The sequence below is a fragment of the Streptococcus fermentans genome (genome assembly GCF_040888305.1).
Classification (GTDB): domain Bacteria; phylum Bacillota; class Bacilli; order Lactobacillales; family Streptococcaceae; genus Streptococcus; species Streptococcus fermentans.
On sequence record NZ_JBFNFG010000008.1, the window covers coordinates 29141 to 55094 of the forward strand.

A 25954-nucleotide genomic window follows, 5' to 3' on the forward strand; every position below is an offset into this window, starting at 1 on the left:
TCTTTTCAATTAAATTATAACTCAAAAGTTATTAAAAGTAAATTCAAATACTTATAAAAAGAAAACCTTAGAAAATTCTAAAGGTCTCATTTTAATTGTTCGAAAAAATTACGAAAAGAGTTCTAAATTAGAGTTAATCCTGACTCTTACTCCAGCTCTATCCCCTTGTCACGGAGATTTGCCAGACACTCCTCATAGTAGCTAGCATCATGTTCGCTATAGATTGGACTTTTCAGTTTTTCCTCTACTAAGTCTTGGTAAGGAGGACAGGTCTTGCCGCGGTAGTTCTTGTTCAGCCACTCTGGACTGACCTTGTAACCACGACGAGCCATCTCCTCCATGATCAAGTCATGATAGGCATAGAGACGATAAGGCGAGTGGGTAAAGACATAGTCCACCGTCGCATGCTTTCTGCCCCAGCCATTGCCACGCAGAGCGCAACACTCTCGATGTTGTCCCAAGAGCTGAGGACGGGGCAGTTGTGGGATCAAAGCCTCATGCCAAAGTCTCATGGGAGTCTCCTTTCAGCAAGGTCGAATGTTGCAAATAGCTATTTGGGTAGTGGTCAAGCAAATCTCGAGTCTTAGCAATCAAGTCTTGCTTAGAAGCTTGACCAAAGCGATAGCGATCCAACAAGAGCATATAGTCTTTGCGTTCGTCAAGGCTAGCTTGCTTTTTAAAATAGCCCCAAATATGCTGAAAAGCATTGCAAACCTGACCCCTATGTTCTGGAATCTGGCAGGCACGGTCAATCATCTCTTGAACCTGACTCACCTCCACCACTTCTTGCTTGAGATACTGGCGAATGTCCTTGTAAATATTGCTGGAATGGCTCAAAACAAGGTATTTATTTTCCGCCCAGAGTTGCTGACAAAGGGCACGTTGGTTGTTATTTTCCATATTTCTCCTTAACTTCTACTAGTTCCCAGGAAATACGGAAACAAAGTTATTTTTATAAAATGAGCGAATTATTAGCGGAATATTAGCGAAAAAAGGAGTTCTAAGTACTGGTCGTATGATGCTTTTTTCATCTTTAAAAACTTCCTGCGACTCATGAAACAAAGTAATAATTTTCTTTTAGTTCTCGGAAACGGTTAAAACTGAGAATGCCATCATTTTGTAGTCTACCTAAAACGACGCTGGGATGAATATCGATTTCCTCTGCAAAATCTAGAATATCCGACTTATCAAAATTTCCTTTTTTGATAAAATTCTGATAGTCTTCTGGTCTAATCAAGCAATCTTTTGCAAACTGATCTGCCTTTTCCTCAGAACGAAAGTATGACTCACTATTTCCATCATCAGATGAAAACTCGTTCTCTAGAATATGTCCTATCTCATGAAAAAGTGAGAACCAGAAAATATCTGATGCTTTGTTTCTATCCGTGAGTAAAAGCAAGGCACTACCATTGCTGAATTTTTTAGTCGCTCCATTCAAATTGGCATTTGGTAACGCTGGTAGACCTACTAGGACAACACCACAATCTAGCAAGATATCATATAAGCGTTGAGGAAAGACTTCTGGGTCTTGTCTGGTCAACTTTCTCAAAGCAGACAAGTTTCTCTCTAGCTTTTTGCGGTTGAGCTTGGTAGTTGTTGTATCACGTGCTTTTTTAGACGCTAACTCCAGCATGATATTGGAGTTGACTATGCTTTTAGTCGTGAACTCACGCGTATTCCGATAGCTGACTAGATGGTTAAAATTTGTAAGGTTTTCTAAACTTGACACACCTAAAATCCTGCGAAGCTCGATAATCTTTTCCTTCAAGCTATAGCGTTTGTCTGGAACGTAGCCTTTTTCCTTAAAATACTTGAAATCAATCATCTCACAGATTTCTTTTTCGTTACCTTCCTCTAACTCTTTTTGTTCTAAAATCTCTGCAACTTGTACATCATAAGCATTTTGAAGATTGAGCCAGGTTTGCATGGAAACTCCGCTTAACTTTGCTAACTTATGTGCCGTTTCTTTACTGATAGACTCCTCAGCATTGACGAGCTTGCTGACAGTCTTTGCTGAAACTCCTAAACGCTCCGCAAATTCTTTCTGCGTCACATTATAATCTTCAATCAACTCTTCAACATACTGACCTGGATGAAAAGCAATCAGGTCTTTGTATTCAACAATTTTATTACTCATAGTGATTGCTGACCTCCTCTATTTTTAGGATTTCGATTTCAATAGGACTGGAAAAGACCTTTTCAACATCCTCTTCACGAAAACCCACAATCAACCGATAGGAACTTTTCCGACCATCTATATCCAAAGCAAACTGACCTTGTCTCTTTCCCTTGAGTTGGTGAAAGTGATATTTAGGAAAAGCTGTCACACTAGCCAAAGAATCTGCCGCTTCCAAAAAGTTGATCAAGAAATGCAACTTTACCGCAATCTTATCCGAAAAATCCTTTTTCGCTCGCCTCAGCTCTGTGCACTGCTTTTCAACAGTTTTGTTTGTATAGATAAGCTTCATAAGTACCTTTCTTTTAAATTAAATTACCTTTTAGGTAATTTAATTATATCATAGCTTTTAAATAAAAACCAGCCAAAGGTTGATTGGGCTGGGATTATAGTTATTAATTTAGAATAAGAAATGTTACCTATTTTCTTTTTAAAATGTAAATTCCATCACCTAATCTATAACTAGTTAATTCTACATCTGTTGCTCTCGCTGTTTCTATATCATCAAACGAGAGATTTGTTATGATATGATGAGCGTGAGGAAAACCTGTAACTCCAAATATCTTAAACCCAAAAACTCCTAGAACAGGGTTTAGATAACTTGCATTACTACCAACATACATTAATCCAATCAAAAGAAATAACAATGAATTCATGAAAATACTAGTTGTATTATTCATATCAAAAGACAGTAACGGAGTAAAATACGTAACAATGTAGTTCATCAATGAGTCACTTTCCGGTGATATTTCCATTTCTCTCGGTATTTTGAGACTTTCCTTACCGTCAAACTTAAATAATATCCATAATTTGATAATTGATACAAAAATTAAAACAACAAAAACAATTCTTATTATTTTATGATCAAAATCAAAAGCTATTAATCTATCTAATGAAAATTTTGAATAATTAATGTTACTAAAAAGAAGCCATAAATATAGTGGTAGATAGGAGGTGATAAACAATGTCCACTTAGAAAAAAGATCTCGTTGCATTACATACGTCCTTCTTCAACAGTTTCAATCTCAGAAATGTAAGCTTTCACAAATGCATCTGATATAGCATTAATCAATTGAACACAATTTTTCTCATCAGTAATACTTAACTTTCCATTACTGAACGTAACATCTTCAATTTCTTTATAAAATTTATGATTAGGATTATTTTTTATAGTTTGTATTTTGTCAATATGTCTAACTGTTTCTGTAAAACGATTCGTATCAGAAACAATTTTAATTAGCCTCGTAGCAAGTCTTTTACCATTGATCACTTTTGTTTTCAAAAAATTAATTGAAGCTTGTTCAAATATAGTTTTTATATTTACATCAGTATTTAGAATTTCTGTTGCTTGCTCAGCAAATTTTTGATTCATTCCAAATATAGAATCAAATTTTGATTCTGCTTGATTAATTAAAATTTTTTCATCATTGACAATCATCAAATCAATCTTCTTATTCAAACCAAATAGGTTATTTTGATTACGTAGATTAATTTTATTATCCGTAAAATTACCAATAATCCACTTTTTTTCTAACTGAAATGCATTTACAAACGAACCAATGAATTTAAGATTAATTAAATCATCCTTTTTTATGACAACCAAATAATTGTGTAATGTTTTTTCAGTTTCACTACTCGAACTAAGTAGATGTTGTTGTTCATCATTAAATTTTGAAATTACAGATTGAATATTTCCGTAGTTCGACACCTCTACTTGCTCATGTACATTCTTATACGTTACAACCGGATCATATGGTTTTATTTCTCGATTACTAAAAATAGATTGACCCATACTTTCAATAATTGATTTTATCACAGTTTCTTTAGTTTTCTTATCAGCATCTTGTTTATATAAAAAAATCTCATTTTTCTTAATTTTAATTAGAAAAATCTTAACAAATTCATCAAAATCTGGTTGTTGACTAAAAGAAGCCAACCCGTTTTTTTCATCATTAATATTTATTGGAATCAATTTATGCCTCTTTTTCCTACTCCACCTTCACCTGTCCATTCATCAGCATTGGCAAGAGCCAATCGCGCAGTTGGGTGAGTTCTTGGTTTTGTTTTAATAATAATTGTGTTTTTTTATCTACCGAAGATGCGTAATCAAAAAATTGTTTCATTAAATCAATTGGTGGTTGTGCAATGTGATAGTTAGTAACAAAGGAATCAAACAATAAGTTTTTTATCCCACTTGTCTTTCCTTCCCAACTAAATAGAACACCATTGTCATATAGATTTTTCCATTCATATACAAAGTTATAGAAGGTTTCTTGTTCTTTTAGTGAAACCGCCTTGCAGAAATTTGAACAGATTAAAGGTAAATCAAATCGATTTAATACATTTTCACTGATACCTACTATACGACCTGTAGATTGAGTGGGACTTCCTCCAGATATTTCAATAACAATATCAAAATCTGTCAACAGTTTATTTTTGTTCTTTTCTAGGATAAAACGTGTTGGCATATCTGTTTTCCCATTTCCTGACAAGCCATTTATATCAGCACCACGAATACAATCAACCTCTAATGTATAATTTCCTTCACTAGTCTCTTTCCCCCAATCTCCCGTTTTATTGTCTGAAATCCAGCTTGAAAATGTGGTCACTCCCCACCCCTCTGGGATTTCGCGTTTGAGTTCTGGGTGATAGACCATCTTTCCGCCTGATGATTTGTAGGGTTTGCCATTCTGGTCTGGGAAATCAAACTGGACAAACCAGTAGTCGTAGAGGGTCTTGGCCATGGCTTCCAACTCTTGGTTGATTTGGTTGTTGGTTTCAATCTTGTCATCAATTGTTGAAAGTATTGAAACCATTTTACGTTGTTCGTTTAAATCCAACTCGACTTTGAATCTTAAATTATCAAAATCAGTTTTATTTAGAATTGGAATTGCTGTACTTCCTGATGCAGCATTTCTTAATACAGTATAGTTATTTTTTAAAAGATAATATATATAGTCAGAATCAAAATTCTCATTAACTATAATAGAATTTATCTGCTGATTAGTAACAGAAGGCAAACTATTTTTGGCCACTTTTCCCATAGCAGAACCTATACAGGTGACCATAATACTATTAGGAGAAATGATTTTATCTTTTAGACGGTCTGAACCTGAACGTGATAAGAATCTATCTGACTTATTCATGTACTTTTTTTCAAAGGAGTCGGAAGGAGTAATAAAAGGCATTTCATCTCCAAAATCCTCTGGATATTGAGACGATGGTGTTTTCCCCGTTATCGTTTTCCCTATTTTTGATAGACTTACTTCTTTCCACTTACTCATACTTCAACCCCTTCATTTGCTCTTCAATCTCCTGCTCCAAGGCATGCGATTTCTGGAAGAGGTCTGTGAGTTTATTTTGAAAGGCGGTCATCTTGGCTTCAAACTCTTCTGCTGTGATATCTACATAGTCAATCTTGATATCAAAGTATTGACCTGCGCTGAGAGAGTAGTTTTTCTCCTTGATGTCCTCATAAGAGATGGTGACAGAAAAGTCCTCGACGGCTTCCTTCTTGACAAAGGTCTCTACGATCTTCTGCTCTTCTTCAGGAGAGAGAACGGTCTTTTGGTTCTTGCCTTCCTTGACCTTGGTTCCAAGGTTTGAGGCATCGATGAGGACGACATCACCCTTGTTTTTCTTATCGATAAAGAGAATAGAGACGTTGGTACCTGTCGTCGCAAAGATATTGGACGGCATAGAGACAACACCTGCCAGCATTTGATTATCCACCAAGTGTTGACGGATGGTCTTGTCAATCCCTGACTGGGCTGTGATAAATCCTGTCGGTAAAACAACAGCCGCTTTACCATCTGGCTTCAAGGAGTAGATGATATGCTGAACAAAGAGCTCATAAATCGCCATCTTGTCCTTAGACTTGGCTGGAACCTTTGGCACACCTGCAAAGAAACGTTCACTGGCTTCTGGCAAGGTCTCCACTTGGTCACGCCACTCTGAAAAGTCCAGCTTGAAAGGAGGGTTCGATACGATATAGTCCATCTTTTCTGGATGACGGTTAGCAATGATAGTATTTCCCTGTACGATATTATGAATGGAATGCTGCAGTCCGTTCAAGATCAGATTCAGACGGAGGAGATTCGATGACTTTTGTGAGATATCTTGACTATAGACTGTAGTCTTATCCACACCGATACGACTAGCCAGGTTCATCAGCAAGGTGCCAGAACCTGCTGACGGGTCATAGATCCGCACGTTTTGAGGTTTATCATCTCCCACCAAGATATCCGCAATAATCTTGGCCACAGAGTGAGGCGTGTAGTACTCAGCGTACTTGCCACCGCCGTCTTTGTTGTAGTCCTTGATTATATACTCAAAAAGGGTAGAGAAAAGTCAAAACCTTGTGAAAAAATAGTTTCATCAAACTTGACGCGAGCAAGAAGATTGATGATGGCCTTTGCGACCTCATTACGCTTACTGCTATCCGAGATAGTATCAGTAATCAAACGCTCATCAAAGAGACGAATAGCCGTATCTCCTTCCGTATGGACAGAGAAGATATCGTTATTGTCAATGGCGATTTGGTTGAGAGTGTTCTCAAAAGTCTCATAAAAAGTCGGCTCATTTTGCTGACGGTGGAGGGTTTCTATCAACTGGTCTGGCTTGAGCCAAGCCGTGCTAGTACCGATATCCTCCAAGAGCCAGTCATAATCTTCCTCACTCATAGCCAACAAGTTTTCATAGGTGTTGGACTCATCTAGGACCTTGGCTTGATACAAAAACTTGTCGTTTAAAAATTTGTAGAGGAAGGACTGGGTGAGGAGTTTGTACTCACCCGCTTCTCCTCCTAGTCCCGCGTGGGTAAAGACGGCTTTTAAATCATCTACCAAGCCTTGGACTTGGACTTTGTATGTTTCATTCATTAGTGTTGGTATTCCTCTTCATATCCTTCAAATAGTGACTCGACGATATAATTAAAATCCTCTCTTGTCAAACTACTTGCAGATTGGTTGGTTTTCATTTCAATCCGAGCTTCTTCTCGAATCATCTTCTTAAAAAAGTCCTCGTTATCGAGTACTCCTTGATTTTGACCGATTTTACGGTCTAGTCTAACTTTAGAACCCTTGATGACATGGTAAATAGCAGGAAACTCGCTGACCATGGTTGAGTTGGTCACGTGTTTGTAGGAACGAGCTGCCATCTCATCTCCATTAAAGTTCATGGTTAGACGTCTCATACGAGTATGATAGTCCTCCACGGACTTAAAGAGTTCTTCGTAGTCTTTTTGGGTTTCTTTGATATTCTCCATGGTAAAGCCTTCTTGGCCATGGATCAGGTGTTTTTTCATGATGCGCTGGAATTCTTCGTAGAGAGAGAGCCACTCAGGATCTTTCTCATCACGTTGGTTCTTAATACCACTTGCAACTCGACGTTTCAAATCTTCCAGGTCATTGGCTGCTAGACGGAGTTCTTCCTCTGCAATCTTGACAAAGCTAAAGCTAGTCTCAGACATGGCAAGATTTAAGAGCGTCCGACTAGAGAAGTCGTCTGGCTTATCGATCAGAGACAGTGTCAGCATGCGTCTAGAGAGGACATTGAGCAGGGTTGCAATCTGAGCGATATCAATTTGCTGGAGCAGGTGTTGGTAGCCTAGGAGACGGGCGATATTGTAGTACTGCTTGATAGACTCCAAGGCCTTACGAAGATCAATTAACTGCTTCTTATCCTTGATATCATTGATGGCTTGGGAGAAGAACTCCAGATTATCCGTTGGATAGTCGATGAGGATATGCTCAGTCTTCTTTAACTCATGAGAAATCTCATCTGCTGACACAAAGAGGGAGCCAAAAACATTCTCGCCATTTTCCCCAGTCAGGGTCGTATCATACTCTTGATTGAGTTCTTCCAGATAGGCACGATTGGTCTTGTCAAACTCCTTGGAAATATCCGCAAAGTCAATGACATAGCCAAAGAGGTAGTCCTTGTAAGGACGATTGACACGGGTTAGTGTTTGTAATAGGTTGTGAGCCTTGATCTTGCGCCCTAGATAGAGGCGCTTGAGACGAGGTGCATCAAAACCTGTCAGGAGCATAGAATAGACGATGATAAGGTCAATCTTGCCTTCCTTGTAGGCGTCTACTTTGTCCTTCTTCTCTTCCTTGTCTCCCTCGTCATGGAGGATAAGAGCCGAAGTCAACTTGGTTGAGCCGGCTTGACGACGTTCTTCCAATTGCTTTTCAAGCTCACGCGCCTGCTTGGACGAGTCACAGACAATCATGCCACCAATGGTCTGGTCATCAAAGACCAAATTACGAGCACGATTGAAGTCCTCGATGATGAAGTCTAGCATAGGCTCCACATAGTGAGGATGGGCAAAGATATCCTCCTTGGACAGGTCACCTCGTTGGATCTCTTCATTGATGGATCTGAGATTGTCCTTATAGGAGGTCTCGATATCCTCTCGCATCAGGCGTAGGGTAAAGCCGTCATCGATAGACTGGTTGTAGTAGTATTTGTGGATGTAATCCCCAAAGATATCACGCGTGGTCGCATGACTTTCCTTGGTCTTGCCATCTTTCTTGTATGTGATCAAGGGGGTTCCAGTCAAGGCAATCTTAATGGCCTTGGTATCTGCCTGATAGAGATTTGGCAGGTAGGAACCTCGTTCATTGTAAGAACGGTGGGCTTCATCGATAAAGTAGATATTTTGACGATTGAGATCATAGCCAGAGCGGTCTGTCAGATCTGAATCATCCTTAAACTTCTGTATATTAACCACAGCGACATCATAGCCGTCTTGTTTTTGATTGAGTTCTTGTGGGTTATTGATGCGCTTAACCTTGAGGCCTCGTTTGGTGAATTCCTTAAAGGCCTGGTCTGCCAAGTCCAAACGATCGACGACAAAGTAAAACTGAGGAACGATTCCCTCTTTTGAGAAATAGTTGGTTAGATAGCGAATATTGAAGAAAGCCAAGGCAGTCTTACCTGAACCTTGGGTATGCCAGATAACCCCTTTCTTGACACCTTTTGCAATTGTTTCTTCGATAGCACGTGTCGCAAAATACTGAGGATAGCGCATGACGTGCTTCTGCAGTTGCATCTGACCGTCCTTACTTTCTTCTTCTACATAGACAAGACCAAAACGAAGCATAAAGAGCAAGCGTTCCTTCTGGTACAAAGAAGACAGGAAGGCATTGCAAGGTGTATCATGGTTTAGGTTTGTTGTAAACTCTGGCTGGGACTTGAGGGCAAAGCGCTTCATGTCTTCTAGGACAAAGTCGATTTGGTCCTCGGTTAGCGTGGCAAGGGAATGAAGGAAATCTTCTTCTCTTTCTTCCTTGAAAGCATTAAATTTAGTTTTTGAATAGGCGTTTGAACCATAATAAGAACCCTGTTTTTGCTGACCTTGTCCACTGATATACGCTAAGTTATCAGATAAGGATATCAACTGGGTGATATTGTTAAAACGACGGAACTTACGGTTTTCAAAACGGTATCTGGTTCTGTCCTGCTCTGACTGAATTCCAGTCTTGCCATCACGAATCGCATTGGGCTGTTTCACTTCGATATAAGAAAGAGGCAGACCATTGACAAAAATAACGATATCAGGGCGAAATTCATCCTGACCATTTTGACAAGTAACTTCAAGCGCCAGATGGAAGGTATTGGCTTCAGGATTTTCCCAATCAATATAGGTCGTGCTTGTTTCTCCACTGATTCGTTTGTAAAATGCCCGTCCCAAGTCGTTTTGATCTAGTTCCAACTTGATATTGGCCAGTTCTCTCTCAAAATCATCCTCAGTCAAGTAGTTGTTAAATTTTAAAAAATGCTCCTTAAAAACAGATACGAGGATATTGGTATCTGGATCTCTTTCTGCAATTTCCTTCCCATTGCGTGGAAGATAGGTATAGCCCATACGCATGAGATGCAGAGCGGCTGGGATTTGTACCCTGGTTAGTTCAGAAAAATCTTTTCCCTTTGCCATAAAACCTTCCTTTTTCTGTATACAGAACCATCTATTCACACAAGTATTTTCAGATTGTCTGTCATCACTATCAAATATATCTATTTTCCCTTTTCATAAAAGGTTACTATCCCTATTATTATATCATATTCCTAGTAGAAAACGCTCGCTTCTCCCTACTTCAAAGCACTTTTGACCTTCTTCTTGGTGATGATGCGGTCATTTTTGTTAGCTAGGGATTTGAGTCGGGCTTCGAGTAAGACTTTTCTGCCTGCTTCGTTGCGGGTGTAGACTAGCTGGTAATCACCTAGCTGAGGGGCGACTGCGTCTAGAAAGAGCTGAGCTTCTTCCTTGCGCTTTTCAAAGAGGCTAGGAACTACAAAATACTTGGATTGACCTGCTGGTGCTTTTTTTGCTACTAAGAGGTAGCGTTGATTATCCACGGGTGTAAAGAATTCTCCTAAGGTCTGAGAAAAGAGTTCCTTGTCTCGCATACTGCCACCCTTGAGATAGGCAAAAATGCAATAGCTATCCTTATCTTCTTCCACCTGCACGCGCGACTGATCATCGGAAAGATGCCCCATCTTTAGCATGGCATTACGAATACCTTCACCTACCTGACGTAGGCGTACATAAGGACTCTTGTAAAAGAAATAACGGACCAAAGCAATAGTAAGCAAGACAAGACTAATAGTCGTTAACCAAGCAAGACGAATACCATTTGTTTTAAAAAGATAGAGGAGGAGATTAACTGCAATCAATAAGAAAGAATAGCGAACCCACTTTTCAGCATCAACCAGTGTCAAGAGAGGGATTTGCTTGCGATCGGTTGCTACCTCATTGACAATCTCTAGTTTATCCGCAACTACTAACGCCTCCTGCCATTTTTTGCGAAGGGAGCTACGGTCCTTGGACAATTCCTTGATTTTCTGATTATAGGCTTTAATCTTACTTTTCTTAAAAGGAGCTTTAGGAAAGTTCAAGCGATCCAGACCTGTTTCAATGGTATCTTCCTTATAGGATAAACCTAGAAAGTGTTCCATCCGGCGAGTTAGATTGAGTAAATCTTGATAGGAATTATCCTGATCTACTTCCTCTTCATTTTCCTTTTCCCTCAAGAAAAGATTTTTTGTATAGGGTTTGATAGCGACCAGATGCCAGATATTGCTGGTCTTTTCTGGATGTCCTGGCCAGATACGGATGGCACGGCCACGCATCTGATTGCTGAGCATAAAGCTTCCGACAAAACTTCCGAGGATGAGAGAGTTGACGCAAGGCGCATCCCATCCTTCTCCCAAGAGAGACTTGGTTCCGACCAAGACCTGGATAGAACCACGTTGGAAAAGCTCGGTCACTGCTGCGACCATCCCCTTAAAGTTGGATGGAAAACCTACTTGGAGATAGGTCCCTTGGTCAAGTTTTCCGATGGTAGAGAAGGTCAAGCTAGTGTTTGGGATGAGTGCTTCGAGTTCAGCCTTGACACTGGCAGGTATGATCACGACACTACCAGAAAGGACTGCTATAGGGACAGAAAGACCTTGCTTTTGTGCACTTCTGCGAATGGTTTCAAAGTAAGGGAGGACACCTAATTGGGTGATGGGTGCCTGATCATCCCCTAGATAGTTAGCAAAGTCCTTACGAATATAGTCAGCTAGGACTAGTTGTCTCAAGTCTTTTCCGAGGCTAGCATATTCGGTCGCAAAGATATCAGCAATTCCAGATAATTTCCCCAATGATTGGTTGAGGATTTGGTCATTGGCCTTGGATTTGACCAAGAAGACCTGACGTTTTTCAATCAGTCCTCTCGATTTCAGTTCTGCTTCTATCTTTTTCTTTGTCTCCTGTGGATCCTCATACCAGTCAGGTGTCTGATAAAGAAGGCCTTGCAAGAGAACTTCTAACCAATAGTAATTGAGGGCAGGCAAGCCTTTCGCTCCCAGTAAATCTCGTAGATGCTTGGGGATTTCCTGCTTTTGTGCTTGTAGATAAATGAGGAGAGCTGAGAGATACTTGGGATCCTCAAGGAGCATATCCGCAGAATTTTCCCCTTTGAGAACCTTGGAAGTCCGAATCAACTCTTGGAAGTCAGGATCAACGACTAGTTGGCTGACATACTGCCACTTAGTGTCTTCAAACTCTTCCAAGCGTTTGTCCTCTTCCTTAGTCGGAAAACAGATATAGACAAAGTCCTGATGAGGACAGAGGGTATCTTCCTTGACCAGTTCTGGCACTGTGATTTCTTGGTCAATCTCGCCACACATCTGGAGATAGCGATCCCAGAGTTCTGGTTCACTGTCATAAGGCGGTGTCGCAGTGAGAGAGATGACTTGCAGTTGCTGGTAGTTTTTACGGAAGTCTTCTAGACTTTTCCACCATTCATTTCTCAAGTGATGACATTCGTCCAGACAGAGGGTTTCGACACCCCTTTCTTTGAGTCTGGCAAGCAGGTCAAATCCGACATAGTCCTCAACCTCGCCATTATCCTCTTGAGATTGTACCTGTTGCATAGCGCTGTGAAAGGCTTGGTAGGTGGCGATGGTGATTTGCTTCATGTCCTTGAGATTTTGAGACACAAGATTTGTGACTTGGTTCTCATCCTCTAAAAAGGCCTGGCGAATCCTATCCACCCATTGTTCCCGAATGGTAACCGTCGGTACCAAAACGAGTGCAGGCTTATCAAAGCGGGCAATCAACTCAATCCCAATGGTTGTTTTACCAGAACCTGGTGCTGCTACCAAGTGGACATGGCCATCTGCCTGGTATTCTTGGAACTTATCCAAGACCTGCTTTTGATAGTTGCGCCAAGTACCATTAAACTTCAATCCTAACATGATTTTCCTCATTCTAAGCTGTCATTTTCTTATTCCCATTTTACCATACTTGAGACTAAGTCACACGAAGTTTCCCATATAGTCTTTCTCCTTAAAATATGGTATAGTAGAATCATACTACACAAGAGGAGTTTACATGTCACACGATAAAGAAATGAAAGCTGTTTCTCCCCTTCTACAGCAAGCAATCAATATTTCTTCCATCATCGGTGGAGTTGGTACTTTGATTTTCTGTATCTGGGCCTATCAGGCTGGAGTCTTGCATTCTAAGGAAACCCTATCTGCCTTTATCCAACAGGCCGGTATCTGGGGGCCACCACTCTTTATCTTTTTACAGATTTTGCAGACGGTTGTTCCTATCATTCCTGGTGCTCTGACATCCGTTGCCGGTGTCTTTATCTACGGGCATATCGTGGGGACGATTTACAACTATATTGGTATTGTTATTGGTTGCGCCATTATCTTTTACTTGGTACGTCTCTACGGAGCCCCCTTTGTTCAGTCTGTCGTCAGCAAGCGCACCTATGATAAGTACATTGGCTGGTTGGATAAGGGCAATCGTTTTGACCGTTTCTTTATTTTTATGATGATTTGGCCAGTTAGCCCAGCGGACTTTCTCTGTATGCTGGCTGCTCTGACCAAGATGAGCTTCAAGCGCTACATGACCATCATCATCTTGACCAAGCCCTTTACCCTGGTTGTTTACACTTATGGATTGACCTACATCATTGATTACTTTTGGCAAATGTTCGCCTGACCACTAAAAAAAGGTTGATCAAAACCTCAATTTTATACTCAATGAAAATCAAAGAGCAAACTAGAAAGCGAGCCGCAGGCTGTACTTGAGTACGGCAAGGCGAAGCTGACGTGGTTTGAATTTGATTTTCGAAGAGTATTATCAAAAAATGAAAAAAATAAAACGCATAGTATCAAGGCTTTTCAACACCTGATATTATGCGTTTTTCTGATTGTAATAACTTTTTGTTAACCTTCTTTTTTCAATAGGAGAGAAACAAGGACTGATGTCACAATCATCCATGCTCCTAGAATGATAAAAGTCATTCGACCATTCGTTGTTACCAAGCCAATCCCTGAAAGAACAAAAGGTGTTAATGACGCACCAAAACTACATCCCAAAACAGTATAGGAAGTTGCTTTGTTGAGGAGTTTTGCTGGGATTCTTTCAGATATCAATTGAAAGACTGTCGTAAGAGCAATACTGTAGGCAAATCCTCCTAAGACCGAACCTGCAACGACTACCCAGAGAGAAGGTGAGAGAGCAATGATGATTTGCCCGATACCAAAGGTTACACCCGTAACCAATAACAATTTTTCCTTAAAGGCAGAGATGAGGAAAGAAAAGCTAATTCCCGCCAGAATCCCAATCAACTGCATGGCACTGAGTACCAGGCTTGACAATTGAGCATCTCCAAAGCCTGCCTCAATCATGAGACTAGGAATACGGAAGGTAATGGCTGTATTGGTACATACAATGACTGCAGCCCCGATGGCTAGAAAGAAAATCAACTGTTTCATAGAGCGAGTTAGTTTCGCTGCTTCTTCTGTCTTTTGCTTGGACTCATGAACTTCTTCTTTGTTATAAGGGACAAAGAGAAGGAAGAGTACAAGAACCACTAGACCTGCTGCATAGACTAGGAAGGTTGCGGTCCACCCAAAGGCCAAAAGTTGACCGACTGCCAAGGTCAAGATAGAGGCTCCCACCACCTCAGCTGAGCCACGAAAACCAAGCATCTGGATACGAGTTTTGCCGTGGTATCGTTCACTGATGATAGAGATAGCCTTGGCGTTTAGCATCCCCACACCAATCCCAAATAGCAAGCGTGTCGCAAAAACAAAGTAATAACCCTGATACCAGAAAGGAGCTGTTCCACTGATTGATAAAATCAAGAGTCCCAAGGTTAATTGGAGACGTTCTGGAAAAAGTCGTTCTAAAACTCCATTTAAGAGGAGCATGACCATAATTCCAAAGGAAGGGAGGCTGACCAAGAGCTCGACCTGACCGGTCGAATAGCCCTGATAATAGTCAAACATGGCTGGTAGGGCACTTGATATTGAAAATGATGTGATCAATACTAACGACAGGGAAAGTATACTCACTTTTTCCAAAAATTGTTTCATTTTATCCTCATTCATTATTTATGTTAAGTCAAAAGAGCTAGATATTACTGTAGAGATAAAAGTTATCTTTTATCTAGTCCCTATCACTCTTTTATCAAAAAGGTCCTTTCCTATCATACACTGTTTCCCAAAAATTGGCAAGCAACTGATACTCAATGAAAATCAAAGAGCAAACTAGGAAGCGAGCCGCAGGTTGCTCACAACACTGTTTTGAGGTTGTGGATAGAACTGACGAAGTCAGCTCAAAATACTATTTTGAGGTTGCAGATGGAAGCTGACGTGGTTTGAAGAGATTTTTGAAGAGTATGATTTATAAGTTCAACATAAAAAGTAGGACCATCAGACTCGGTCAAGCCTGATGGTATCCTACTTTTATAGATTTTAGTAAACTATCTTACTTAGATTTTCAAGAATCGACGCATGGAGATTCCTGATCCAAGAGAACCGATACAGATTCCGATGACAAACAAGAGACCGATCATCAATGGAATAAAAGCATCTGGGGTAATCAGAGATAGATTTTGTCCAACCAAAGATGGGTTAACTGATTGGTAGACTCGGTTATAGATAAAGTAAACCATGATTGATGGAATAGTTGCTCCTAATAGCCCAATGAAGGCTCCTTCTAGCAAGAATGGACCACGAATGTAGCTATTTTTGGCACCAACCAAACGCATGATTTGAATTTCACGACTACGTGAAATGATAGTGATACGAATGGTATTTGAAATCAAGAAGACCGCGATGAAAATCAAGAGTCCTGCAATGACCAATCCCCAAACACGGATGAAGGAAGCCAACTTGAAGAGACGCTCCGTATTGGCACCACCGTCTTGAACCTCAGAAACTCCTTCGATTTTCTTAGCTTCTTCAGCGACTGGTTTCACATCACTTGGTGAATTGGTATCGACAATGTAGGCATCATGAAGTGGATTGGCATCTCCTTCAAAAACCTTCCACTCGTCACCCATGGTTTCAGTCAACTTTTGGTACTGCTCTTCTTTACTTGAGAAGGTTACATTTTTAACGGCTGGCATAGCCTTGAGGGCATCATAAACCTTGTGGTAGTCATTGTTAGTAACTGTCTGGCCTTCTTTGACGATGGTTTCACTATTGTCTTCAACGTCTTTACGGACATAAACCATGACACGTACATTGTTTTCGATATCCGTTGCCAATTTTGCAGTATTAAAGATAACTGAGGCAAAAATAGCAACCAAGGTCAAGGTAATCATTACTGAACTGACAGCAGCAATGGTCATCCACCCATTACGTTTTAAACTCTTTAAAGCTTCGAATAGGTGGCGGAAAAATCTACTAATCATCGTATCCGTACTCTCCTTTCGCTTCGTCACGAACCACACGACCATTCTCGATGGCAATGACACGGTGGCGCAAGGTATTTACGATTTGGCTGTTGTGAGTGGCCATCAAAACAGTTGTCCCTTGAAGATTGATGCGCTCCAAAAGGTTCATGATTTCCCATGAATTATCTGGGTCCAAGTTACCTGTTGGTTCATCCGCAATCAAAACTTTAGGATTGTTTACGATAGCGCGAGCAATGGCGATACGTTGCTGCTCACCACCTGACAATTCATTAGGGAATGAACGAACCTTGTGTTTTAAACCAACAAGATCCAAAACTTCCATAACACGTTTTTTGATATTGCGACGGCTTTCACCGACAACCTCCATTGCGTAAGCAATGTTCTCATAAACGGTTTTCTTTGGCAAAAGTTTGTAATCCTGAAAGACGACGCCTACGTTTCTACGCAAAAGCGGAATATCTCTCTTTTTAATCTTAACAAGATTAAAACCTGCAACCTGCAAACTTCCTTTTTCAACTTTAACTTCACGGTACAAGGCACGGATAAAAGTTGACTTACCTGCACCTGAAGGACCTACGATATAGGCAAACTCTCCTGGTTCAATGTTCACAGAGACGCCACGTAGGGCTGTTGTCCCGTTGTCATACTTTTTGACAACATCTCTCATTTCAATGATCGACATGTGACTTCCTTTCTTTTAACTAATACGCCATTTTAGATAGGCATCGATGAAACCATCTAAGTCTCCATCCATGACCTTATCTACCTGCGCAACTTCAAAACTGGTACGGTGATCCTTCACCATGGTATAAGGGGTAAATACATAGGAACGGATTTGGCTTCCCCATGTGATTTCTTTCTTATCCCCCTTAAGGGCATCTACCTCCGCAGCTTTCTTTTCCTGCTCCATCTGATAGAGTTTTGCCTGAAGCATCTTCATCGCACGGTCACGGTTTCCATACTGAGTACGGTCAACAGTCGATGCAACAACAATCCCTGTTGGAATGTGGGTCAAGCGGACACCTGTTGAAACCTTGTTGACGTTTTGTCCACCTGCTCCACCCGAGCGGAAAGTATCCATCTTGATATCATCTTCTCGGATGTCAACTTCAATAGTATCATCCAACTCTGGCATAACTTCTACAGAAGTAAACGAGGTGTGACGACGCTTAGCTGAGTCAAATGGTGAGATACGTACCAAACGGTGAACTCCCATTTCTGACTTGAGAAGTCCATAAGCATTTGGCCCTTCAAAAGACAAGGTCACCGACTTAATTCCTGCTTCATCACCAGCTTGATAGTCCAAGACTTCAACCTTAAAGCCTTTAGCGTTACCATAACGAGTGTACATACGAAGGAGCATATCGCCCCAGTCTTGGGCTTCTGTTCCACCAGATCCTGGGTGAATCTCTAAAATAGCATTATTATGATCATAAGGCTCTGATAAGAGCAAGGTCATCTCGTAGCTGGTCATCATCTGATCTAGCTCAGCTAGCTTCTCCACCAACTCATCCTTAACAGACTCATCCTCTGCTAAAAAGTCTAGTAAGATTGCAACCTCATCCTGCAACTCTTCCATGGTATGGAAGGTATTGTAGGTATTTTTTAGTTCGTTTAATTCTTGCGACGTTTTTTGGGCCACAATATTATCGTTCCAAAAATCAGGTTCTGTCATTTTGTTTTCCAAAATGGCAATTTCTTCTTCTAACCCTTCGAGGTCAAAGAGACCCCCTAAAAGAAGCTAATTTTTCACGATTGGCGGCAATTTTTTGACGGATTTCTGAAATGTCCATATATACTCCTTTTTTGTATCGTTTTATTATACCATAATTTTTCTTATTTATCTAATCGGTGTTTTTTAAAATTTCTTATCAAAATATTTCGATTTGAAGACTAAGAGAATGTTTTCAACAATTTAGGGGTAAAGAATCAAAAAACATCCCAAAGCTGATCAACATTCTCATCCTAAAAACATTGATCAATTCTTTGAGATGTATATAAATACTATTTCATGAGAAAGCTAGGTAATGACTGAAATACTAGCACATAGGGAACTTTCTCAAAGACTTAGTATGAGGTAGAAAGCACTTATTCTTTATCTGCCTTCAAAGTCGAAGTTTCTTGGGCATCTGCTGATTTTTCTTCCTTATCTACTGACTTATCAGAATCCTTCTTAGGATCTTCTTGATTTCCCTGAACCTCTTCCTCTTTTACAGGATTTAAGCTCCAAATACCATCTTGATTGACCTTGTAGCCATCAGGTGTTGTTCCATTTCTTAGAAGTGAACCATCTGCTTGGAAATAGTACCAGTTGCCATTCAACTGTTTCCAACCAGTCTCCATTGCGCCACTAGTATTGAGATAATAACGAGAGCCATCAATCTCTTGAAGACCTGTTAGCATGATGCCTTCCTTGTCTAGATAGTACCAGGTGTCCTTATCTTTGAACCAGCCTGTCTTCATTGCTCCGCTAGTTGCAAAGTAGTAGTAATGATTGTCCAGCCATTTCCAACCAGTTTGCATAGCGCCACTTGCATTTAGATAGTAGCGAGTACCTTCGATTTCTTGAAGGCCAGTTTGCATGATACCTTCTTTATCTAGATAATACCAAAGATCGTTTTCTTGGAGCCAGCCTGTCTTCATTGCTCCACTACTTGTGAAGTAACTATAATGATTATCAAACCATTTCCAACCGGTCTGCATAGCACCACTTGCATTGAGATAATAGTGAGCACCTTCAATTTCTTGTAGGCCAGTTTGCATGATACCTTCTTTATCTAAATAGTACCAAAGACCCTTATCTTTGAGCCAACCTGTCTTCATTGCTCCACTGCTTGTGAAGTAGCTATAATGATTATCGAACCACTTCCAACCTGTTTGCATGGCTCCACTTGCATTTAGATAATAGTGAGTACCTTCGATCTCTTGAAGGCCTGTCAGCATTATTCCTTCTTTATCTAAGTAATACCAAGTGTTACCATCCTTGATCCAACCTATTTTCATTGCTCCGGAACTTGCAAAATAGCTCCAATGCCCTTCAATCAAGGCCCAACCTGTTTGCATAATTCCCTTATTATCAAAGTAGTAGTGTACTCCATTGATTTCCTTTTTACCAACTATGTGTTTTCCATCTTCATCAAAGTAGTACCAATTTGATTCAATTTTTTGCCAACCAGATCCTGTCTCATCTGACTGTAAAGCACCACTACTTGCAAAGAACATCTTTTTGCCATTAAAGACTTGTAAGCCAGTCAGCATTTTACCATCCTTATCAAATAGGTACTTTTTGCCACCTATTTCAGCTAGTTCATTGTAACGTCTTGCACCGTTTGACTGGATGTAGTACCAAGTATTATCATGATAGAACCAACCACCCGTCTGCATTTTACCATCATTGTTTAGATAGTAGTCATTAAATTTTGGTTCTCCATTCCATTCATCAGTGATACGGAGCCAACGACCACTCTGCATTTGACCTTTTCCGTTAAAGAAATATGTAGCACCAGCAATATCTTGCCAACCGATAGCCATCTGACCATCTTTTAAACGATACTTCCAGTAACCACCTTCTTGATACCATTTCTCATCAACAGTAGGAATATTCGGAAAATCTCCTGAAACATTTGTAAAGCCTTTATCACTAATATCAAATACAGTTGCATCCTGAGTTTTACTTGATGCATGAATCACTTGAATATTTTTATTTTTTAGATAGTCTCTCGTTGAAGCGAGGTTAATATCTCCTCCAGTTGTTTGGATAATCATACTAGGAGAAAGGTGATCTATGAAACCAATTGTATTAGAAATCTTGGCATCGTAGTGGTGATTCCATTTCATCATATCTACTTTTCCAATAACAGGCCCTAATTTATCTTCAGCTCCCTCAGCATTATCCAAATCACCACCAAGATAAATTCTTTTTCCTGCTACAGTTACTACTGCAACAATTGAATTGGAATTATCATCAAGAACTCTTTTTAAGTTCCCATCAGAATCATATTCATTTTTATAATTATAAAGCTGAATATCCATGTCCCCAAATTTGAACTTGCTATCTTCATCTTTTATGTCTTGAATAAGTGTAACACCCTTATTCTGTGCAGCACGAAGAGCATTATCATAATTGAAGAGGTTATCCCACAATCCCCAAGTACTTGTAATTCGTTGGTCCGAATATTTTTTCAAATAGAATTTATCGACTTGGTAGCGATTAATAATTTCATCTGCTCCACCTATATGGTCGCTATGAACATGAGTTCCTAATATAAAATCTAATTTCTTGACACCTAATTGATCAAGATGGCGAATCAACCGATCTTCCAAAACTTGATAATTGTTAATAGAAATTCCCCATCGATTTGGATAACGTGTATCCGTTCCATCCGGAAAATCATAATCCTCTCCCATATCAATCAAAGCATAGTGGCCATTACTTTCTAGTAAAATAGCATCACTTCCAGAGTTAGCTTTTGTATTGATAAAGTGGATACGATTCCCTGAACCTGTTGAAATAGTATCTGCATTCACTGTTTGTGCTTGAATTATTGATGCCGATAAGATCAAGGCACTAAGCAATATTGATTTTTTTAAACTTTTCATAAGGCATTCAACTTTCTTAATTAATTTTATACTATTTTGTTAATCAATCCAATAATTCTTTTCATTTCCTGGAATTTGTTTGTCAATAGGAGGTGGAGTCATATACTCCTCACCAAACTCATAGACAAGAATCTCATGATATCTTCTCGGTACTTTTAGGATTAAATTTTCATATGGCATATCAATTGTATCATACAACCATTCTGTCTTAATACCAGCTGGATAGTAAGAGTCATAAGTCGAACAAACTAAATCTGAAGAATTTTCAACACTGTATTTTAAAGCAAGTTGTTCAAGTTTTTGATTCCAGAATTGAGGAGATGTAAATCTGAATATTGCTGACGCAATATAACGAGGAAGATTTTTAATCCCTCCGTTTTCGTACTTAATTCCCTTAAAGTTTAACGACGATAGACGAATTAATTGCTTATAGAGCTTCATTTTCTTACGATCTTGTTCATCTGTAACAAGACCATCGTACGGGAAGACATCTACACAAGTTCCAAGAACAACACTTGGATCTAAAAGATTCGAGTCTCTCCTTGTTCGAATATCGTAAACACGCATATAACTATATGGATATCCCTTCGTTTCTCTAAAAGAAATCAACTTATAGTATGGGTGGTTATCGTTTTTTAGAACAGCGTATAACTTTTCAAATTCATCTCTAGCTAACGAAATGTCTGTATCATCATCCCAAGGAATAAAACCCTTATGACGAACGGCTCCTAATAAGGTTCCAAAATCGATAAAATATTTGATATCGTGTTTTTCACAAACTTGGTGTAAGTATTCTAGAATTCCAAGCTCAATTTGCTTGATTTCTTCAAGGCTTAAGATTTTTTCAGACATTATTTGTCACTCCTAATCTCTACTTCTTTGTTTAAATAATAATCTATTGGTTTTCAGTAATCTTCCACAATTTGAAGTCATGATGCGAAACTTGTTGCTCAACTGGTGGTAACTGCATATAATTTCCATAATCTGAAGTTAAAATTTCATGATAATGTTTTGGAATCATAAATTCCTTACCTTCAAAGCTACCAGCTTCAACTTGTTCTAACCATTCACGTTTCCAAACGGGCTTATTCATATCCTTATAGACAACATAGTCCACCAATTCATAATCTTCTACTTTTCTGGATTTAGCTAATTCATCAATCTGAGAAACATACTTATTTGTGTTAGTGAAATAAAAGATAATAACAGAAATATAGCGGATCATTGAATTGACTACACTTTTAGTATTCGTAATTCCTTTGAAAGTATAACAACTTAACTGGCGTTTCTTGATGATTTTAGTCATTTTATCCTTAAACGCCTGATCATCTTCATAACCATCTACAGGGAAAATATCTACATAGATACCCATATTCGAATCAATTCGCACATCCTCTTCAACTAAGTAAGTCTGATTGTCTTGAATCTTCATGAAAGGATAGACATAATTGACATTATTTTTATAAGACATGACTTCGTATCGCTCGTCTGGATGTGCAATCAGATAATTTTGTAATTTTTCATAATCGTCTCGTAACATACAAATGTCCATATCATCATCCCATGGAATAAAACCTTGGTGACGAACTGCACCAATTAAGCTACCATAGGACAAGAAATATTTGACACCAATTTTATGACACACTTCATGGATATACTCCATGATTCCTAACTCCATCTGTTGAATTTCAGAAATATCAGTTACTTCCTTGTAACGAATGTTTTTTTCTTTTTCACAGATCATTAGACCATATCCTACCACTAACCAGAAAATGATATTGATAAAGTTTGTCGAATACATGATCTGACTTTCAAACAATTGTCCAAATAATATTCCAAAGAATAGAATCATGACTAGTTTTTCACTATTTCTCTTTGATTTAATCAAGTAAGAAACAAAGCGGAAACTTACATAAGCAATGATGAGTATGAAAGAAGAGAGACCTAAGAATCCAGAACTCACAAAAATGGTAACAAAGATATTGTGGAAGTTCCCACCAATCAGCGAATTCTGAATTTCAAATTTACTAAAGTACTCTGTATAGTAATCGGTAACATTTCGAACACCATAGCCAAATAACGGTTTTGCACTTCCCATTTTAATAGCATTTCTCCAAATATAAGTACGTCCACTTGGTGTCGTCTCAATTAAATGAAGTTCCCCGTTTTTCTTGGCTACGTCCGAATCTGTCTCTGAATATGATTTGCCTTTATTTAAGTCAATTACAGTTGCCTTGGCTGCTGAAATATATATCGAAGTTACATAACTAATACCAATATTACTACCTGTGAGTAAGATACTAGCTACTAGAAAAGTAAGCCATTTTTTGAGTAATTTTCCTCTAGAAATAAAAAGACAATAAATCCCAAGCATCAAAATGACTGATAAGAGTGCTCCTCTACTCTGCATGGTTGCAAAATAGATTAACTGAATCAGATTGTTTATCTTTAGATAAACTGAGTATTTACTTCCTTTATGAATGAGGTACAAAGCAAAAACAATGCTGATATAAGAAAAAATAGCACTTGCATTTGGATTAACAATTCCCCACAAGCGTCCATTCATAACACCATAGTAATAGGATTGTTCTCCAATTTTAAATAATATTAAAACTCTTGAAAGTAATAAACCAAAAGCAAATAAGGCCGAAGTAAATGAGACAATCTGTATGGTTCCTGCAATCATTCCTAATAACTTCCTTAACTGCTCTGGTTTTACCATGGTAAATAACAAAACATAAGTTAGCATAAAGAAAATTTCAACCATATTTCCGAACAGGTGTCCAGAACGATTAACGAGTGCTGATAAAAAGTGACTGCCTACTAAAAGACCAAATAGTGAAAGAAACTTCTTATCTATCTCTATTCGTTTCCAATTAAAAAATAAAGTTAAACAAATAGAAAGAACAACAATTGCTGAAAGCCCTTTATAAATCGGATTTGTTACTTTATAAACTAGTGAACTCATGCTTAAAATCGAAATAAAAACAAACAGATATGAAATCCAAAATTTTGATTTTTCAAAGCATTCATTCGTTTTTGAAAAATTCATCTTCAACTCCTTTAAATGACATTATTTATTCAAGCCGACAATTTGTCTATAGATCCATGGAGAAACAAGGAGCGACAAAACGGCAATTTTCCGAAAGTTAGTAAAATAAGGGTCTTTTAATATCTCAGATAAATGATTAATAATCCACTTTCTCAACTTAACTTTTTCTGTTCGATATTGGCTTGAATCTGTAAAAATTATTTTATCATACACTGTGATATAGGACCAACATTCTCTATTCACTAATTCAGTTCTGAGTTTTGGAAATATTTGAAAAACTTCAGAAATAATAATCTTATAGACCTCTATGGTATCAAATACATGATTGTTGACAGAAGTTGTCGCACTCCCCTGTCGATGATCATAATAGTAGATTGGTTTATCAATAAATACGCTTGTACATTTGGTTTTTAGTAAAACTTCTGTTAAAAACAATGCATCCTCAGCCAAATGATAGTCTGTATTGAATATAAAACCTGAAATAATCTCCCTTTTAAACAATTTTGCAACAGGGAAAAAAGAAGTCCGGGTTGTTATCAATAATTCTCTCATTGTCTCCTCTGTCGACCACTTTTCTTTCTTTCCTGAAAAAACTGGTAATTCTGTAATTTGACCATTTTTTATATGATGGAGACGCGCTATACTAAAGCCGATAGAATCGTCACTATCAACTACACTTATTAAAGTTTCCAAATAATCTGGTGTAATAAAATCATCACTATCAATAAAAGTAATCCATTCTCCTCTTGAATGTTGAATACCTACATTTCTAGCATTTGAAACTCCAGCATTCTTAATATGAAAAACTTTGATATTTTCATTTTTAGATGCCAACTGATCACACAAGTCACCACTCTGGTCTGTCGAACCATCATTAATAAGAAGCAATTCAAAATTGGTATAAGTCTGCTTTAAAATCGACTCAACACATCGTTCCAAATAAGCTTCTACATTATAAACTGGAACAATAACGCTAATTTTTTCTTTCATCATGCCCCATATTCTCCCTTATATTCTGTATAGCTCTTATCCATATCTGCTATAAGGGCATCGTGGTGAGGCACTTGCTTGTCAGCTGGTGGTGGTGTCATGTAGTCACCAAATGCTGTACTGAGATAGGCATCATAATCAACTGGAATAGGCATTTCTGTTCCTTCGAATGGTAAGAAAATGCTATCTTCAAAGGCCTGAATTGGATACTTCTTCTTCATGTAGCCTGGACCTGAGCATAACTCTGTGATGCCATCACTTTCAGCTGGACCATACTTGGTCATTTCTTTCTCAGCCTTTTTCCAGATACGATAACGAAGGGCTTTAGGAGTTAATCCTAATAAAATAGTGCTGCCCCATTTCATGAGAGCTCCATGATTTTCTGGAATGGTTTGTGCACAAAAGAGCGAATAAATCAAAGCCCAACGTACCTGTTTCTTACGTTCAGCTGGATTTTTAGGGTAGTAGTCCAATGGAAGAACATCCAGAGCCAATCCATGTGGCAAATCCAAATCCTGCTGGTAAGGCTTTATGCAAGTTGTTGCCTTGTCTCGAATAGTGATAAATAGATTGCGATCGACAAAGTTTTTATCACTCTTTGATAGGAAATATCTCTCATCCGCGAAACGAGGCCATAACTCTGCTAATCTTTCATAATCCTTGCGGGGCATAAAGAAGTCTAAATCATCATCCCAAGGAATAAAACCTTTATTTCGTAGAGCTCCAATAGCTCCTCCACCACACAAATAACAGAGTAAATCGTGTTCTTTACAAAAGGCGACAAAATATTCAGCCATCTCTAGGCTACGAGCTTGAATTGCCTTTAAATCACTCATCTTATTCTCTTCCTCTTCTATAGAATACATCATTCTATTATACCATAAAAATAGTTTATAAATCCATCTGACCATGTGAAAA

General features: G+C 38.8%; 19 protein-coding genes and 1 pseudogene. 1 reads left to right on the forward strand and 19 read right to left on the reverse strand.

Annotation, left to right across the window (positions count from 1 at the left end; all coding sequences use genetic code 11):
- Nucleotides 1-146: 146 nt before the first annotated feature.
- The 10 genes and pseudogenes from AB2B50_RS07680 to AB2B50_RS07725 all read right to left on the reverse strand — a co-directional run bounded on the left by AB2B50_RS07680 (nt 147) and on the right by AB2B50_RS07725 (nt 12928).
- The gene (locus AB2B50_RS07680; protein WP_320692931.1) at nt 147-512 is read right to left on the reverse strand and encodes a TIGR02328 family protein; all 366 of its coding nucleotides are present in this window, start codon (nt 510-512) and stop codon (nt 147-149) included.
- Nucleotides 496-900, reverse strand: coding sequence for a YbgA family protein (locus AB2B50_RS07685; protein ID WP_320692930.1), 405 nt, complete (start codon nt 898-900; stop codon nt 496-498). Before AB2B50_RS07685 ends, AB2B50_RS07680 begins: the two co-directional genes overlap by 17 nt.
- A 151-nt stretch (nt 901-1051) precedes the next feature.
- Nucleotides 1052-2137, reverse strand: a complete 1086-nt coding sequence (locus AB2B50_RS07690; protein ID WP_320692929.1) for a HigA family addiction module antitoxin — start codon at nt 2135-2137, stop codon at nt 1052-1054.
- Nucleotides 2130-2468 carry a type II toxin-antitoxin system RelE/ParE family toxin gene (locus AB2B50_RS07695; RefSeq protein ID WP_320692928.1) on the reverse strand — a complete coding sequence of 113 codons (339 nt, stop codon included), beginning with the start codon at nt 2466-2468 and terminating at the stop codon, nt 2130-2132. The genes AB2B50_RS07690 and AB2B50_RS07695 overlap by 8 nt, the downstream gene beginning before the upstream one ends.
- Before the next feature lie 127 nt (nt 2469-2595).
- The gene (locus AB2B50_RS07700; RefSeq protein WP_320692927.1) at nt 2596-3171 is read right to left on the reverse strand and encodes a hypothetical protein; all 576 of its coding nucleotides are present in this window, start codon (nt 3169-3171) and stop codon (nt 2596-2598) included.
- Nucleotides 3171-4148, reverse strand: a complete 978-nt coding sequence (locus AB2B50_RS07705; RefSeq protein WP_320692926.1) for a hypothetical protein — start codon at nt 4146-4148, stop codon at nt 3171-3173. The genes AB2B50_RS07700 and AB2B50_RS07705 overlap by 1 nt, the downstream gene beginning before the upstream one ends.
- Before the next feature lie 16 nt (nt 4149-4164).
- Nucleotides 4165-5460 carry a restriction endonuclease subunit S gene (locus tag AB2B50_RS07710; RefSeq protein ID WP_320692925.1) on the reverse strand — a complete coding sequence of 432 codons (1296 nt, stop codon included), beginning with the start codon at nt 5458-5460 and terminating at the stop codon, nt 4165-4167.
- Nucleotides 5453-7056, reverse strand: a pseudogene (locus AB2B50_RS07715) (HsdM family class I SAM-dependent methyltransferase). Before AB2B50_RS07715 ends, AB2B50_RS07710 begins: the two are co-directional and overlap by 8 nt.
- A complete protein-coding gene (locus AB2B50_RS07720) occupies nt 7056-10118 on the reverse strand; it encodes a type I restriction endonuclease (RefSeq protein WP_320692924.1) in 3063 nt (1020 codons plus the stop codon). The pseudogene AB2B50_RS07715 and the gene AB2B50_RS07720 overlap by 1 nt, the downstream one beginning before the upstream one ends.
- 155 nt (nt 10119-10273) lie before the next feature.
- On the reverse strand, nt 10274-12928 hold the full coding sequence (locus AB2B50_RS07725; RefSeq protein WP_320692923.1) for a DEAD/DEAH box helicase family protein: 2655 nt from the start codon (nt 12926-12928) through the stop codon (nt 10274-10276).
- A 136-nt stretch (nt 12929-13064) separates the two neighbouring features.
- On the opposite strand from AB2B50_RS07725, the gene AB2B50_RS07730 reads away from it, so the two are divergent.
- Nucleotides 13065-13685: a TVP38/TMEM64 family protein gene (locus tag AB2B50_RS07730; protein WP_045763499.1), complete on the forward strand. Its 621-nt coding sequence runs from the start codon at nt 13065-13067 to the stop codon at nt 13683-13685.
- A gap of 227 nt (nt 13686-13912) precedes the next feature.
- Here AB2B50_RS07730 and AB2B50_RS07735 read toward each other — a convergent pair whose 3' ends face one another.
- From AB2B50_RS07735 to AB2B50_RS07775, 9 genes are all read right to left on the reverse strand, one after another.
- Entirely contained in the window at nt 13913-15067 is a 1155-nt protein-coding gene (locus AB2B50_RS07735) for an MFS transporter (RefSeq protein WP_320692922.1), read from the reverse strand.
- Nucleotides 15068-15465: 398 nt separating this feature from the next.
- Complete coding sequence (gene ftsX, locus AB2B50_RS07740) at nt 15466-16392, reverse strand: permease-like cell division protein FtsX (protein WP_070459836.1); 927 nt, start codon at nt 16390-16392, stop codon at nt 15466-15468.
- A complete protein-coding gene (gene ftsE, locus AB2B50_RS07745) occupies nt 16385-17077 on the reverse strand; it encodes a cell division ATP-binding protein FtsE (RefSeq protein ID WP_000022259.1) in 693 nt (230 codons plus the stop codon). The genes ftsX and ftsE overlap by 8 nt, the downstream gene beginning before the upstream one ends.
- A 15-nt stretch (nt 17078-17092) precedes the next feature.
- A protein-coding gene (gene prfB, locus AB2B50_RS07750; RefSeq protein WP_320692921.1) for a peptide chain release factor 2 occupies nt 17093-18188 on the reverse strand; the annotation gives its coding sequence in 2 pieces (ribosomal slippage) (nt 17093-18115 and nt 18117-18188; 1095 coding nt in all).
- Between the two features lie 295 nt (nt 18189-18483).
- Nucleotides 18484-20994 carry an MBL fold metallo-hydrolase gene (locus AB2B50_RS07755; RefSeq protein ID WP_320693314.1) on the reverse strand — a complete coding sequence of 837 codons (2511 nt, stop codon included), beginning with the start codon at nt 20992-20994 and terminating at the stop codon, nt 18484-18486.
- 39 nt (nt 20995-21033) lie between these two features.
- The gene (locus tag AB2B50_RS07760; protein WP_320693315.1) at nt 21034-21846 is read right to left on the reverse strand and encodes a LicD family protein; all 813 of its coding nucleotides are present in this window, start codon (nt 21844-21846) and stop codon (nt 21034-21036) included.
- 43 nt (nt 21847-21889) lie between these two features.
- A complete protein-coding gene (locus tag AB2B50_RS07765) occupies nt 21890-24046 on the reverse strand; it encodes a LicD family protein (RefSeq protein ID WP_320692918.1) in 2157 nt (718 codons plus the stop codon).
- A gap of 21 nt (nt 24047-24067) precedes the next feature.
- Nucleotides 24068-25039 carry a glycosyltransferase family 2 protein gene (locus AB2B50_RS07770; protein WP_320692917.1) on the reverse strand — a complete coding sequence of 324 codons (972 nt, stop codon included), beginning with the start codon at nt 25037-25039 and terminating at the stop codon, nt 24068-24070.
- Entirely contained in the window at nt 25036-25872 is an 837-nt protein-coding gene (locus tag AB2B50_RS07775; RefSeq protein ID WP_320693316.1) for a LicD family protein, read from the reverse strand. The genes AB2B50_RS07770 and AB2B50_RS07775 overlap by 4 nt, the downstream gene beginning before the upstream one ends.
- Nucleotides 25873-25954 lie beyond the last annotated feature (82 nt).